The organism is Micromonospora sp. LHW51205, from assembly GCF_003315815.1.
Classification (GTDB): Bacteria; Actinomycetota; Actinomycetes; order Mycobacteriales; family Micromonosporaceae; genus Micromonospora; species Micromonospora chalcea.
In genome coordinates this window covers 132810-146562 of sequence record NZ_QMEZ01000004.1, presented here as the reverse complement: position 1 = coordinate 146562, position 13753 = coordinate 132810, and the positions used below count along the sequence as shown (strand labels likewise).

13 protein-coding genes are annotated in these 13753 nt (G+C 74.3%); 8 read left to right on the top strand and 5 right to left on the bottom strand.

Going from position 1 to position 13753, the window contains the following annotated elements; translation table 11 throughout:
• Positions 1 to 86: 86 nt before the first annotated feature.
• Positions 87 to 1088 carry an aldo/keto reductase gene (locus DQE82_RS16650; RefSeq protein WP_199496038.1) on the top strand — a complete coding sequence of 334 codons (1002 nt, stop codon included), beginning with the start codon at positions 87 to 89 and terminating at the stop codon, positions 1086 to 1088.
• 138 nt (positions 1089 to 1226) lie between these two features.
• Here DQE82_RS16650 and DQE82_RS16645 read toward each other — a convergent pair whose 3' ends face one another.
• Positions 1227 to 3383, bottom strand: coding sequence for an elongation factor G-like protein EF-G2 (locus DQE82_RS16645; protein ID WP_113973162.1), 2157 nt, complete (start codon positions 3381 to 3383; stop codon positions 1227 to 1229).
• Positions 3384 to 3635: 252 nt separating this feature from the next.
• Between DQE82_RS16645 and pgsA the strand changes: the two genes are divergently transcribed.
• The 7 genes from pgsA to DQE82_RS16610 all read left to right on the top strand — a co-directional run bounded on the left by pgsA (position 3636) and on the right by DQE82_RS16610 (position 9645).
• The gene (pgsA, locus tag DQE82_RS16640; RefSeq protein WP_043325003.1) at positions 3636 to 4256 is read left to right on the top strand and encodes a phosphatidylinositol phosphate synthase; all 621 of its coding nucleotides are present in this window, start codon (positions 3636 to 3638) and stop codon (positions 4254 to 4256) included.
• Positions 4253 to 5185: a phosphatidylinositol mannoside acyltransferase gene (locus DQE82_RS16635; RefSeq protein WP_064448893.1), complete on the top strand. Its 933-nt coding sequence runs from the start codon at positions 4253 to 4255 to the stop codon at positions 5183 to 5185. Before pgsA ends, DQE82_RS16635 begins: the two co-directional genes overlap by 4 nt.
• 12 nt (positions 5186 to 5197) lie before the next feature.
• Positions 5198 to 6358: a glycosyltransferase family 4 protein gene (locus DQE82_RS16630; RefSeq protein WP_043325002.1), complete on the top strand. Its 1161-nt coding sequence runs from the start codon at positions 5198 to 5200 to the stop codon at positions 6356 to 6358.
• A gap of 83 nt (positions 6359 to 6441) precedes the next feature.
• On the top strand, positions 6442 to 6945 hold the full coding sequence (locus DQE82_RS16625; RefSeq protein ID WP_043325001.1) for a hypothetical protein: 504 nt from the start codon (positions 6442 to 6444) through the stop codon (positions 6943 to 6945).
• Between the two features lie 125 nt (positions 6946 to 7070).
• Complete coding sequence (gene pdxS / locus DQE82_RS16620) at positions 7071 to 7982, top strand: pyridoxal 5'-phosphate synthase lyase subunit PdxS (RefSeq protein ID WP_043325000.1); 912 nt, start codon at positions 7071 to 7073, stop codon at positions 7980 to 7982.
• 73 nt (positions 7983 to 8055) lie between these two features.
• Positions 8056 to 8661, top strand: a complete 606-nt coding sequence (gene pdxT / locus DQE82_RS16615; RefSeq protein ID WP_043324999.1) for a pyridoxal 5'-phosphate synthase glutaminase subunit PdxT — start codon at positions 8056 to 8058, stop codon at positions 8659 to 8661.
• Between the two features lie 234 nt (positions 8662 to 8895).
• Positions 8896 to 9645 (top strand): YebC/PmpR family DNA-binding transcriptional regulator, encoded by a 750-nt coding sequence (locus tag DQE82_RS16610; protein WP_043324998.1) that lies wholly within the window; start codon positions 8896 to 8898, stop codon positions 9643 to 9645.
• Between the two features lie 67 nt (positions 9646 to 9712).
• Here the strand turns inward: DQE82_RS16610 and DQE82_RS16605 are convergent, their stop codons facing one another.
• From DQE82_RS16605 to DQE82_RS16590, 4 genes are all read right to left on the bottom strand, one after another.
• Complete coding sequence (locus DQE82_RS16605; protein ID WP_113973161.1) at positions 9713 to 10774, bottom strand: ABC transporter permease; 1062 nt, start codon at positions 10772 to 10774, stop codon at positions 9713 to 9715.
• Positions 10771 to 11664 carry an ABC transporter ATP-binding protein gene (locus DQE82_RS16600; RefSeq protein ID WP_043324996.1) on the bottom strand — a complete coding sequence of 298 codons (894 nt, stop codon included), beginning with the start codon at positions 11662 to 11664 and terminating at the stop codon, positions 10771 to 10773. Before DQE82_RS16600 ends, DQE82_RS16605 begins: the two co-directional genes overlap by 4 nt.
• Positions 11665 to 11745: 81 nt before the next feature.
• Complete coding sequence (locus DQE82_RS16595) at positions 11746 to 12423, bottom strand: response regulator transcription factor (protein ID WP_104115898.1); 678 nt, start codon at positions 12421 to 12423, stop codon at positions 11746 to 11748.
• Positions 12420 to 13709, bottom strand: coding sequence for a sensor histidine kinase (locus DQE82_RS16590; RefSeq protein ID WP_043324994.1), 1290 nt, complete (start codon positions 13707 to 13709; stop codon positions 12420 to 12422). The genes DQE82_RS16595 and DQE82_RS16590 overlap by 4 nt, the downstream gene beginning before the upstream one ends.
• Positions 13710 to 13753: the final 44 nt, after the last annotated feature.

Below are 13753 nucleotides of genomic sequence, written 5' to 3'. Positions count from 1 at the left end.
GATCGCCGGGAAGATGACAGGATGCGGCGGTGGCAGTCGACAAGCGACAGTTGGGGCGCAGCGGCATCGAGGTGAGCGCCCTCGGTATGGGGTGCTGGGCCATCGGCGGCCCCTGGGCCGAGGGCGCCCGCCCGCTGGGCTGGGGCCAGGTCGACGACGACGAGTCGGTACGCGCGATCCGCCGCGCGCTCGACCTCGGTGTCACGCTGTTCGACACCGCCGACACGTACGGCGCCGGGCACGGCGAGCGGGTGCTCGGCCGGGCGCTCGCCGGGCGGCGCGGCGAGGCCGTGATCGCCACGAAGTTCGGCTACACGTTCGACGAGAGCGCCCGGCAGGCCACCGGGGAGAACGCCTCGCCGCACTACCTGCGCCGGGCGGTGACCGACTCGCTGCGCCGGCTGGGCACCGACCACATCGACCTCTACCAGCTGCACCTCGGTGACCTGCCGCTGCCCCGGGCCGAGGCGCTCATCGGCACGCTCGACGACCTGATGGACGACGGCCTGATCCGGGCGTACGGCTGGAGTACCGACCGGGCCGACCGGGCCGCCGCGTTCGCCCAGGTCGCCCGGGGCGCCGCCGCCGTGCAGCACGCGCTGTCGGTGCTCCGCGACGCCCCGGCCATGCTCGACGCCTGCGACAAGCACGACCTGGCCAGCCTGGCCCGGGGACCGCTCGGGATGGGGCTGCTCACCGGCAAGTACACGCCGGAGTCGACGCTGCCCCGCGACGACGTACGCGGACTCGGGCCGACCTGGCTGGAGTGGTTCCGCAGCGGCCGGCCCGCCCCGGAGTGGCTGCGCCGGGTCGCCGCCGTCCGCGACGCGTTGACCGCCGACGGCCGTACCCTCGCCCAGGGGGCGATCGGGTGGATCTGGGCGCGCAGCGACCGCGCGGTGCCGATCCCCGGCGCCCGTACCGTCGCCCAGGTCGAGGAGAACGCGGCAGCGCTGAGCTGGGGTCCGCTCGCCCCGGACCACTTCGCCGAGGTGGAGCGGCAGCTGGCGGCGGTACGCTCGGCAGCCCTCCGGGACGCCGACCGCCCCCACTGGCCGATGCCCCCGGTCCCCGCCGTCCGCCCCTGACCCCGCAGCGGTCCGCCCCCGTCGGCGTCGGCGTCGATCTTGCGGTTCCGGCCCTCAAGGTGCCCGAAATGTTCGCCTTTCGGGGGCTGAAAGTGCAAGATCGACGCCGACGGGGGCGGGTGGGCGGGGCGGGCGGGGTCAGTGGGAGGTGGACTCCTTGCGGGCCTGGTCGGCCAGGTGGGCGGGCATGGGCTCGTGGCGGGCGAACTCGCGGCGGAACGTTCCCGTGCCGGCGGTCATCGAGCGCAGCTCCACCGCGTACCGCAGCAGCTCCGTGGCGGGCACCTCGGCGCGGACCAGCGTGCGGCCCTCGGCCTCCGGGTCCGGCTCGGTGCCGAGCACCCGGCCGCGCCGCCCGGACAGGTCGCCCATCACCGCGCCGACCGACGAGTCCGGCACCCGCACGGTGATCTCGTCGACCGGCTCCAGCAGGGTCGGCTGGCCCTTCTCGGCGGCGTCACGCAGCGCCAGCGCGCCGGCGGTCTGGAACGCGGCGTCGGAGGAGTCGACGCTGTGCGCCTTCCCGTCCACGAGCGTCACCCGCAGGTCCACCACCGGGTAGCCGGCGACCAGGCCGCGTTCCATCTGGGCCCGTACACCCTTCTCCACCGACGGGATGTAGTTGTGCGGGACCGCGCCGCCGACCACCCGGTCGACGAACTCGAAGCCGGCGCCCCGGGGCAGCGGCTCCACCTCGATGTCGCAGACCGCGTACTGACCGTGGCCGCCGGACTGCTTGACGTGCCGGCCGTGCCCGCGCGCGGCGGCGCCGAACGTCTCGCGCAGCGGCACCCGGACCGGCTCGGTGTCCAGCTCGACCCCGCCGCCGCGCAGCCGGTCGAGCACCACGTCGGCGTGCGCCTCGCCCATGCACCACAGCACCAGCTGGTGGGTCTCCGCGTTGCGTTCCAGCCGCAGCGTCGGGTCACCGGCGACCAGCCGGGACAGGTTGCGGGCCAGCGCGTCCTCGTCGGCCCGGCTGCGCGCCACGATCGCCACCGGCAGCAGCGGCTCGGGCATCTCCCAGGGCGCGACCAGCAGCGGGTCGTCCTTGGCGGAGATGGTGTCGCCGGTCTCCGCACTGCCCGACTTGGTGATCGCGCACAGGTCACCGGCGACGCAGGCGGCCACCTCGCGCAGCGTCGCGCCCAGCGGGGTGTAGACGTGGCCGACCCGCTCGTCGGCGTCGTGGTCGGGGTGGCCGCGCTCGGCCATGCCGTGACCGGACACGTGGATGACCTGGTCGGGGCGGAGCGTGCCGGAGAAGACGCGCACCAGCGAGACCCGCCCGACGTGCCTGTCGACTGTCGTCTTGACCACCTCGGCGACGAGCGGGCCGTCCGGGTCGCAGGTCAGCGGCGGGCGGGGCGAGCCGTCCACGCCGGTGACCGCCGGCAGGTCGTGCTCCAGCGGCGACGGGAACGCCGCGACCAGGCCGTCGAGCAGCGCGTCCAGGCCCACGCCGGTCTCCGCGCAGACCGGCACCACCGGGTAGAAGTGGCCGCGGGCCACAGCGGTCTCCAGGTCGGTGATGAGCACCTCGGGGTCGATCTCCTCGCCGCCGAGGTAGCGGTCCATGAGGGTCTCGTCCTCGCTCTCGGCGATGATCCCCTCGATCAGCTCGTTGCGGGACTCCTGGATGGCCGGCAGGTGCTCCGGGTCCGGCTCGCGTACCTCCGGCGGCAGCCCGGCCGAGTAGTCGTACACCCGGCGGGTGATCAGCCCCATCAGGCCGGCCACCGACTCGCCGTCGTCGCCGAGCATGGGCAGGTAGAGCGGGAGCACGTTGTCGCCGAAGACGCGCTGGCACAGCGCCACCGCCTCGTCGAAGTCGGCCCGCGGGTGGTCCAGCCGAGAGACCGCCACCGCGCGGGGCATGTCGACGGCGGCGCACTCCTCCCACAGGGCGGCCGTGGCGGCGTCCATGCCGTCGACGGCGGAGACCACGAACAGCGCCGCGTCGGCGGCGCGCAGCCCGGCGCGCAGCTCGCCGACGAAGTCGCCGTAGCCCGGCGTGTCCAGCAGGTTGACCTTGACGTCGCGGTGCACCAGCGGCGCGCAGGCCAGGCTGACCGAGCGCTGCTGCCGTACGGCGGCGGGGTCGTGGTCGCAGACGGTGGTGCCCTCGGTGACGGCGCCGGCCCGGCCGATCGTGCCGCTGGCGGCCAGCAGCGCCTCGACGAGAGTCGTCTTGCCGGCGCCGGAGTGCCCGACGAGCACCACGTTGCGAACCCTGCCGGGCTCGGTCACCACCGGCGCGCCGCCGGTGACACCCTTCTCGTTCTTCTGCGCCATCGCGGCGCACCTCCCTCAACCGGTGGTGGTGGCGACCGCCGCGGGCGACGGGGGAGCGGACCCGGGACGGGCGCCGCGGCGATATCTTCCGGTGATCTCCTGCTGGCCGGGAACGCGGACCGGTGATCCGGTGAACTGGCTCACCTCCTGGCTCGATCTCACACCCGCGCGAGTGCGGGCACAAGGGCCGTCGGGCGGGTCGTGTGCCCGGCTGTGTCCCCGGCGGTTGCGGGCCGTTATCGTGGGACCGCCATGGCGAAGATCTTCCAAGTGACGGCCCGCGCGGGCATGACCCGCGTCGTGGAGCCGATCGCCCGTGCGCTGCTGCGTGCGGGCGTGTCCCCCAACGCGGTCACCGTGACCGGCACCGTCGGCGTGCTCGTCGGCGCGCTCGGCTTCGGCGCGCGCGGCCATCTGGTCGCCGGCGCGCTGATCGTCACGGTCTTCGCCCTCACCGACCTGCTCGACGGCACGATGGCGCGGATGAGCGGCGGGTCCACCCGGTTCGGGGCGTTCCTCGACTCGAGCATGGACCGGGTCGCCGACAGCGCGGTGTTCGGCGCGGTCGCGTACTGGCTGGCCACCGAGCACGACTACTCGGGCGTGGCGGCGGCGCTGATCTGCCTGGCCGCGGGCGGGCTGGTCTCCTACGTCAAGGCCCGCGCCGAGGGCCTCGGGATGACCTGCAACGTGGGCATCGCCGAACGCACCGAGCGGCTGCTCATCGTCGGCGTCGGCGGCCTGCTCACCGGCCTCGGCGTACCGCTGGCGCTGGAGATCGCGCTCTGGCTGCTCGCCGCCGTCTCGATCTTCACCGTCGGGCAGCGGATGGCCCACGTGTACCGCCAGGCCCAGCAGGTCGGCGTCGAGTGAACCTCACCGAGGCGGGCTTCGTCGCGGGCTGGCGCCTGATCCGGGCGCTGCCCCGGCCCGTCGCGGCCGCGGCCTTCCGGGCGGGCGCCGACCGCGCCCACCGCAAGGACGGCGGGGGTACGCGCCGGCTGCGCGCCAACCTGCGCCGGGTGGTCGGCCCGGAACTGCCCGACGCGGAGCTGGACGCGCTGGTGCGCGAGGGCCTGCGCTCGTACGCCCGGTACTGGATGGAGGCGTTCCGGCTGCCCGGCCTGAGCCGGGCGCAGATCCTCGCCGGGTTCCGCCTGGACGGGCAGGAACTGCTCGCCGCCGACGTGGCGGCCGGGCGGGGCGCGGTGGTGGCGCTGCCGCACGCCGGCAACTGGGACGCGGCCGGCGCCTGGGTGGCGGCCACCGGCTGGCCGATGACCACGGTGGCCGAGCGGCTCCCGGACGGCGTCTACGAGCGGTTCGTCGGGTTCCGGGAAGGGCTGGGCATGGAGATCCTGCCCAACACCGGCGGCCCGCGTCCCGCGTTCGACGTGCTGGTGGACCGCCTGCGCGCCGGCTACGTGGTGCCGCTGCTGGCCGACCGGGACCTGTCGGCCCGGGGCGTGGAGGTCGACTTCTTCGGCGGCCGGACCCGGATGCCGGCCGGGCCGGCGCTGCTGGCGATCCGCACCGGCGCGCCGCTCTACGTGGCCTCGATGTGGTACGAGCCGGACGCGGCGTGCGCGTCGATCGACGGCCCGCTGCCGCTGCCGGACCCGGACAGCGCCCCGCTGGACGAGCGGGTCCGCGCGGTGACGCAGCGGATTGCCGACGGTCTGGCGGCGGGCATCGCCCGGCATCCGCAAGACTGGCACATGTTGCAGCGGATGTGGCTGGACCAGGGCCGGGACGGTACGCCCACGTCGGCGGCGCCGCCGGCCACCACCGGGACGGTCTAGGGGGAGGGCGCAGTGCGTATCGGCATCGTGTGCCCGTACTCGTTCGACGTGCCGGGCGGGGTGCAGAACCACGTCATGGACCTGGCCGAGGCGCTGCTCGGGCTCGGCCACGAGGTGAGCGTGCTGGCGCCGGCCGACGAGGACTCGGCGCTGCCGCCGTACGTGGTGTCGGCCGGGCGGGCGGTGCCGCTGCCGTACAACGGGTCGGTGGCCCGGATCGCGTTCGGCCCGGTCTCCACCGCCCGGGTGCGGCGCTGGATCACCCGGGGCGACTTCGACGTGCTGCACGTGCACGAGCCGCTCACGCCGAGCCTGTCGATGCTGGCCGTGCTCTGCGCCCGCGGCCCGGTGGTGGCCACGTTCCACACCGCGATGACCCGTTCCCGGGTGCTGTCGGCCGCGCAGGGCGCGCTGCAGATCGTGCTGGAGCGGATCACCGCCCGGATCGCGGTGAGCGCGCTGGCCCGCAAGGTGCAGGTCGAGCACATGGACGGCGGCGCGGTGGAGATCCCCAACGGGGTGGCGGTGGCGAAGTTCGCCGGGGTGCCGCCGCTGCCCGGCTGGCCGGGGGAGTGCGCGCCGGGCACCGGCGGCACGCTGGGTTTCCTGGGCCGGTTCACCGAGCCGCGCAAGGGTTTCCCGATCCTGCGGGACGCGTTCGTCGCGCTCGCGCCGCACCGCCCCGGGCTGCGCCTGCTGGTCGCCGGGCCGGGCGACGCCGACGAGCTGTACGGGCGGTTCCCGGCCGCCCTGCGCGACCGGGTCACGTTCCTCGGCCTGGTCTCCGAGGCGGACAAGGCACGCATGTTGCGCAGCGTGCACCTCTACGTCGCACCGAACACCGGCGGGGAATCCTTCGGGATGATCCTCACCGAGGCGCTGGCCGCCGGGACGACTGTGGTCGCCAGCGACCTGGACGCGTTCCGCCGGGTGCTCGACGGCGGCCGGGCCGGACAGCTGTTCCCGACCGGCGACGCGGCGGCGCTGGGCGGCGCGCTGTCCGAGCTGCTCGACGACGCCGGCCGCCGCGCCGGGCTGACCGCCTGCGGCGACCAGGTGGTGGCGAATTTCGACTGGCCCGTGGTTGCCCGCCGTGTTCTGGAGGTATACGCAGCCGCGATCGAGGCCACCGACGGCCGGGTCATGGACCAGGAGTGGGCGGGACTGGGCTGACCGGGGTGGCCGCTGCGGCCGCTGTGACGAGCGCGTCGACCGGTGCCCCGCGCCGGGCGGGCGGGATGAGGAGCAGCACTACGATGCCGGGCATGTGGTGGGTGGTGGGCGCGGTCGGTGTGCTCGGGCTGGTCTCGGCGTACCTGATCTGGACCTCCGGCCGGGTGCAGCGGCTGCAGGTCCGCGCGGACTCGGCGGCCCGCGCGCTGGAGGCGCACCTGCTGCGCCGCGCGGCCGCCGCCGCGGTCCTGGCCGAGCAGCGGTACGGCGTGGAGCTGTACGCCGCCGCCCGGATCGCGCTCGACGCCGCCCCGGAGGAGCGCGAGGCGGCCGAGAACGACCTGACCCGGCAGTTGCGGGCGGTGCGGCTGGACCCGGACGACCCGGGCTGCGCGGCGGTGATCGCGGCGAGCCGCCGGCTGGCGCTGGCCCGGCAGGTGCACACCGACCTGGTCCGGGATGCCCGCTCGGCGCGCAGCCGCCCGGTGGTGCGGCTGTTCCGGATGGGGCGGGGGCGGGAGTGGCCCCGCTACTTCGACATCGACGATCCCACGCTGGCCTCCCCGGCGGACGTGACCACCGGCTGACCGCCGGTCGTGACCGGGGCCACACGGCAGGCCACCGGGGGTTCGATTGGCGCTCGGAGCGGCGTCGCGACGGTCGTAGCATTCCTGCGCAGTCACCTCCCGAGCACGCCGAGGAGCGATGTCCCGTGTCTGAGTCCGCAGCCCCGACCCCCGCCACCGCCGTCGGCACCGCCCGCGTCAAGCGCGGCATGGCCGAGATGCTCAAGGGCGGTGTGATCATGGACGTGGTCACCCCCGAGCAGGCGAAGATCGCCGAGGACGCCGGCGCGGTGGCCGTGATGGCGCTGGAGCGGGTGCCGGCCGACATCCGCGCGCAGGGCGGGGTGTCCCGGATGAGCGACCCGGACATGATCGACGGCATCATCTCCGCCGTCTCGATCCCGGTGATGGCCAAGGCCCGGATCGGCCACTTCGTCGAGGCGCAGATCCTCCAGGCGCTCGGCGTCGACTACGTCGACGAGTCCGAGGTGCTGACCCCGGCCGACTACGCCAACCACATCGACAAGTGGGCGTTCACCGTCCCGTTCGTGTGCGGCGCGACGAACCTGGGCGAGGCGCTGCGCCGGATCACCGAGGGCGCCGCGATGATCCGCTCGAAGGGTGAGGCGGGCACCGGTGACGTCTCCAACGCCACCACCCACATGCGCAAGATCCGGCAGGAGATCCGCCGGCTCCAGTCGCTGCCCGACGACGAGCTGTACGTGGCGGCCAAGGAGCTGCAGGCCCCGTACGAGCTGGTCAAGGAGGTCGCCGAGCAGGGCAAGCTGCCGGTCGTGCTGTTCACCGCGGGCGGCATCGCGACCCCCGCCGACGCGGCCATGATGATGCAGCTCGGCGCCGAGGGCGTCTTCGTCGGCTCGGGCATCTTCAAGTCCGGCAACCCGGCGCAGCGGGCCGCCGCGATCGTCAAGGCGACCACGTTCCACGACGACCCGGACGTGCTCGCCAAGGTGTCGCGCGGGCTGGGCGAGGCGATGGTCGGCATCAACGTCGACGAGATCCCGCAGCCGCACCGCCTCGCCGAGCGCGGCTGGTGAGTGAAAGGAAGGGCCCCCTGTTAACGCCTCCGGTAGAGGCGGGGCCCCTTGTTAACACCCCGGAAGGAGCGGCGTGACCGTACCGGTGATCGGCGTGCTCGCGCTGCAGGGCGACGTACGCGAGCACGTCGCGGCGCTGACCGGCGCGGGCGCCGACGCCCGGCCGGTGCGGCGCCCCGGCGAGCTGGACGCGGTCGACGGCCTGGTGGTGCCCGGCGGCGAGTCGACCACGATCAGCAAGCTGGTGGACATCTTCGAGATGCGCGAGCCGATCGACAAGCGGATCGCCGCCGGCATGCCGGTCTACGGCTCCTGCGCCGGCATGATCATGCTGGCCGTCGAGGTGCTGGACGGCCGCCCCGACCAGCGCGGCTTCGCCGGCGTCGACATGACGGTGCGGCGCAACGCGTTCGGCCGTCAGGTCGACTCGTTCGAGGCGCCGGTGGCGCTCACCGGCGTCGACGGCGGCCCGTTCCACGCCGTGTTCATCAGGGCGCCCTGGGTCGAGCGCGTCGGCCCCGACGTCGAGGTGCTCGGCCGGGTGACAGACGGCCCGGCCGCGGACCGGATCGTCGCGGTACGGCAGGGCAACCTGCTGGCCACCTCGTTCCACCCGGAGCTGACCGGCGACCTGCGCCTGCACCGCCACTTCGTGGAACTGGTCCGGGCGAGCCGCTGAGCGGCCGGTCCGTCCCTGATTGTGCCGGTTCGGGCGGCTCGGGGCGGGCCGCTGCCGTGCGGCGCGTGACAGTGACCCGGCCCCCGCCGGTAGGATTGCCGAGATTCGGCAGGGCCATCAGCCCGCCGCGGCTCCCAGCAGAGATCACGGCACCTCGGCGTCGGCGTGCGCCGGCGGGGGAGCGGGGCGTGTGGTGCGGTCGATGCAGACGGCGGGTAGCAACGGAGGTAACAGATGTCCGGCCACTCAAAGTGGGCGACGACCAAGCACAAGAAGGCGGTCATCGACGCCAAGCGCGGCAAGATGTTCGCCAAGCTGATCAAGAACGTCGAGGTGGCCGCCCGTACCGGCGGTGGTGACCCGGCCGGCAACCCGACTCTCTACGACGCCATCCAGAAGGCGAAGAAGAACTCGGTCCCGAACGACAACATCGACCGCGCGGTCAAGCGCGGCTCCGGCCTGGAGGCCGGCGGCGCCGACTGGCAGACGATCATGTACGAGGGTTACGGCCCGAACGGCGTGGCGATGCTGATCGAGTGCCTCACCGACAACCGCAACCGTGCCGCCACCGAGGTGCGTACCGCGCTGACCCGCAACGGCGGCTCGCTGGCCGACGCCGGCTCGGTGTCGTACATGTTCTCCCGCAAGGGCGTGGTGATCGTCCCCAAGGGCGGCACGACCGAGGACGACGTGATGATGGCCGTGCTCGACGCGGGCGCGGAGGAGGTCAACGACCTCGGCGAGGCGTACGAGGTGGTGTCCGAGCCGGGCGACCTGATCGCGGTCCGCACCGCGCTGCAGGACGCCGGCATCGAGTACGAGTCGGCCGAGTCCTCCCTCATCCCCAGCGTGAACGTGCCGCTGGACGAGGAGGGCGCGCGCAAGATCTTCAAGCTGATCGACGTGCTGGAGGACTGCGACGACGTGCAGAACGTCTACGCCAACTTCGACGTGTCCGACGAGGTGATGGCCGCGGTCGGCTGACCCCGGTCCGACGTGCCGAGCGCCGGCTCCCCGCTGCGGGGTGGCCGGCGCTCGGCGTATGCCGTCGTCAGCCGATCGGCTCGCGCTGCCGCCACGCCGCCCGCACCGAGGTCCGCCCGTTGGTGCGCAGCAGCGAACCCTCGTAGACCCGGGCCCCGGCGAGCAGGAACCCGGCCGCCGCGAGCAGCAGCAGCGCCAGCGACACGAACGGCTCCCACGTCGCCGCGTCACCGGTGAACAGCCGTACCGGCATCGCTGTGGGCGCGGAGATCGGCAGGTACGACAGGACCCGCATCGCGGTGGCGTTGTCGTTGAGGAACACCACCGCGAAGAACGGCGCCATCACGGCGAGCTGCACCGGGGTGGACGCCCCGGCGATGTCCTCCTGCCGGTTCACCAGCGCGCCGGCCGCCGCCCACATCGCAGCCAGCAGCAGGAAGCCGCACAGGAAGAACGGCACGAACCAGCCGATCGCGGGCGCGATCAGGCCCAGCAGGTCACCGCCGTCGGTCAGGCGCATCCCGATCAGCGCGACGGCCGCGATCAGCGTGATCTGTCCCAGCGCCAGCGCGCCCGCGGCGAGGATCTTGCCGGCCAGCAGCGCCCGGGCCGGCACGGCGGCCACCAGGATCTCCACGATCCGGGTCTGCTTCTCCTCGGTGACGCTCTGCGCGATCTGCAACCCGAACGTCTGGGACATGAAGAAGAAGACGAACGCGAAGGCGAACGGCACCAGGTACGCGACGAGTGGATCCACCGCGTCCGGGTCCAGCAGCTTCACCTGCGGGGCCGCGCTGAGCGCGGCGACCACGTCGTCCGGGGCCCGCTCGTCGGCGACCACCACCGGACCGGCCACCACCGCGGCGTCCGCGTCGCCGTCGCGTACCGCCTGCTCGGCGGCGCCGTCGTCGGCGACCAGCAGGACGTCCAGCCCGGCCGCGCGCAGCGGTTCGGCGCCGGCCGCGGTCACCGCCACCGTGGACGGGCCGCTGCTCAGCATCGCCGGCACCACGGTGGCCACGACGGCGAGCAGCAGGAAGATCAGCGTGCTGTAGAGGAACGTCTTGTCGCGGACCTTGACCTTGATCTCGCGGGCCGCGACCAGCCGGGTGGCCTGGAACGTGTTCACTGGTTGACCTCTCGGAAGATCTCGGCGAGGGACGGGGTGACCGGGCCGAACGCGCGTACCGGGCCGCGTTCCAGCGCCGCGCGCAGCACCGCCTGGTCGTCGGCGGGCGGGTCCACCTCGAACACGGCGCGCGCGCCGTCGAGGTCGACCAGCCGCACGCCGGGCTGGTCCCGCAGCCAGCCGGCGTCGCCGTCCACCACGAGCGAGAACCGGGGCAACGTGTACGCGGCGCGCAGCTCCTCGCGGGCGCCGGCGGCCCGGATCGTCCCGCCGGCGATGAGCACCAGGTCGTCGCAGAGCCGCTCCACCACGTCGAGCTGGTGGCTGGAGAACAGCACCGGCGCTCCGGCGGCGGCACGTTCCCGCAGCACCGCGACCACCATGTCGACGGCGAGCGGGTCGAGCCCGGAGAACGGCTCGTCCAGGATCAGCACCTCCGGGTCGTGCACCAGCGCGGCGGCGATCTGCGCGCGCTGCTGGTTGCCCAGCGACAGCGTCTCCAGCAGGTCGTCGGCCCGCTCGCCGAGACCGACCCGCTCCAGCAGCGCGTCGGTGCGGCGGCGCGCCCCGGCGGCGTCCAGCCCGTACAGGCGGCCGAGGTGGACCACCTGCTCGCGGGGCGTCATCTTCGGGTAGAGGCCGCGTTCCTCGGGCATGTAGCCGAACCGGGCCCGGTCCTCCCGGGTGAGCCGGTGTCCCCGCCAGGTGACCTGCCCGGCGTCCGGGGCGAGCACGCCGAGGATGATGCGCATGGTGGTGGTCTTGCCGGCGCCGTTGCCGCCGACGAACCCGGTCATGCGCCCGGCGGTCACGTCGAAGGAGACGTCTTTGAGCACCTGACGGCCGCCGAAGCTGCGGTCGACGCCGTCGAGGCGGAGCACGCTGGTCATGATCCCGACGCTACGGCCGGCGCCCGCACCCGTCGTCCCACCGCGGAACGATCACGTGGTCCGCCCTGCGGCGGACCGGCGTCATCCGCCGGGCCGGACCACCCCGTGCTCGTACGCGAACACCACCGCCTGCACCCGGTCACGCAGCCCCAGCTTGGCCAGGACGCGGCTGACGTGGGTCTTCACCGTCGCCTCGCCGACGCGCAGCACGTCCGCGATCTCGGCGTTGCTGGCGCCGCTCGCGACCAGCTCCAGCACCTCCCGCTCGCGCGGGGTCAGGTCCGCCGTCGCCGCGTCGTGCCGGGGGTCCGGCGGCGCCCCGCCGGGCCGGGCGAACGTGGAGATCACCCGCCGGGTCAGCGCCGGCGCGATCAGCCCTTCGCCGCGCGCCACCACCCGCACCGCCTCGACCAGGTCCTCCGGGGTGCCGTTCTTCAGCAGGAAGCCGCTCGCCCCGGCGCGCAGCGCCGCGAACAGGTAGTCGTCCCGGTCGAACGTGGTGAGGATCAGCACCGCCGGGCCGCCCGGCGTCGAGTCGGCGGTGATCCGGCGCGTGGCCTCCAGCCCGTCGAGCACCGGCATCTCCACGTCCATCAGCACCACGTCCGGCCGCAGCGCGGACGCCATCGACACGGCGCGCTGCCCGTCGGCGGCCTCGCCGACCACCTCGATGTCGTCCTCGACCTCCAGGATGACCCGGAAACCGGTCCGGACCAGGTGCTGGTCGTCGACGAGCAGCACCCGTACCGGCGCGTTCACGCCGCCCGCCCGGCGGCCTCGACCGGCAGCGGCATGCGGGCCCGGACCCGGAACCCGCCGCCGGGGCGCGGCCCGGCCTCCACCTCACCGCCGTGGGCGGCGACCCGCTCCCGCATGCCGATCAGGCCGAGCCCGGTCCCGGCCGCCGGCGCGCCGCCCTGCCCGTCGTCGCTCACGTCGATCTCCAACTCCCTCGCCAGATAGCGGATGCGCACGTCCAGCGTGGTGGCGTGGGCGTGCTTGACCACGTTCGTCACCGCCTCCTGGACGATCCGGTACGCCGCCTGCGACACCGAGCGCGGCAGCGGCACCGGCTCCCCGTACACCCCGAGGTCGGCCCGTAGCCCGGTCTCCCGGGCCCGGTCGACGAGCGCGCGGACCTGGTCGATGCCGGCGGTGTCCTCCGGCGCGGTGACCGCGCCGGCCGCGGCGTCCGGGTCGCGCAGCACGCCGAGCATCCGGCGCAGCTCGTCGACGGAGGTGCGGGCCGTCTGTTCGATGGCGGCCAGCGCGGTACGCGCCTTGTCCCGGTCCCGGTCGAACACGCGCCGGCACGCGGCGGCCTGCACGCCCATCACCGACACGTGGTGGGCGACCACGTCGTGCAGTTCGCGGGCGATGCGGACCCGCTCGCCCATCACCGCGCGCTCGCGCGCCTCCGCCTGGGAGCGGCGCAGCTGCTCGGCCTGTTCGCGTAGCTCGTGCCGGCGGCGCGCGGCCACCCAGGCGGTCTGCCCGGAGTAGTAGGCGAAGCCGAAGAACAGCACGTTGTAGAGCACACCGTTCACCACTGCGGCGAGCACCGGCGGCACCGGGCCGGCGGCGTCGGCGAAGGAGGCAGCGGAGATCTGGTCGGCCCGCAACGCGAGGGACAGCCAGAGCCAGGCGAACATCGCGACGATGATGCCGGCCCGCAGCCGCCCGGCCAGCCGCCGGTCGGTGCCCCACGCGCCGAGCGTGAACAGGGCGGCGAACAGCGCGCCCGACGGGATCTGGGCCAGCGGGACCGCCCGGGCCTGCCCGGCGACGAAGGCGACGGCCACGATCACCGCGACGGTGGCGGGCCAGCGCCGCCGTACGGCCAGCGGGGCGGTCACCGCGACGGTCCACCAGACCTGCTCGGCGACGCTCGGCGGCGGCCCGAGCAGGAACGCCCCGGTGCTGTACGCCAGGGTCAGCTCGAACAGGGCCAGCACGGTGACCGCGAGCCCGACCCAGAGGTCGGCGCGGAACTGCGCCGCCGTGGGAGCCGGCCGGCGCCAGGCGGTGGTGGGTGCGGTGCTCACCGTACGACCATGCCACCGACCGGGCCGTCGCGGTGGCCGGGGCG

What these genes read in the sequence shown, in the direction of transcription:
- DQE82_RS16650 (WP_199496038.1), top strand. Translation starts at nt 87, where the DNA reads ATGGGGTGCTGGGCCATCGGCGGCCCCTGGGCCGAGGGCGCCCGCCCG.
- DQE82_RS16645 (WP_113973162.1), bottom strand. Translation starts at nt 3,383, where the DNA reads ATGGCGCAGAAGAACGAGAAGGGTGTCACCGGCGGCGCGCCGGTGGTG.
- pgsA (WP_043325003.1), top strand. Translation starts at nt 3,636, where the DNA reads ATGGCGAAGATCTTCCAAGTGACGGCCCGCGCGGGCATGACCCGCGTC.
- DQE82_RS16625 (WP_043325001.1), top strand. Translation starts at nt 6,442, where the DNA reads ATGCCGGGCATGTGGTGGGTGGTGGGCGCGGTCGGTGTGCTCGGGCTG.
- DQE82_RS16610 (WP_043324998.1), top strand. Translation starts at nt 8,896, where the DNA reads ATGTCCGGCCACTCAAAGTGGGCGACGACCAAGCACAAGAAGGCGGTC.
- DQE82_RS16600 (WP_043324996.1), bottom strand. Translation starts at nt 11,664, where the DNA reads ATGACCAGCGTGCTCCGCCTCGACGGCGTCGACCGCAGCTTCGGCGGC.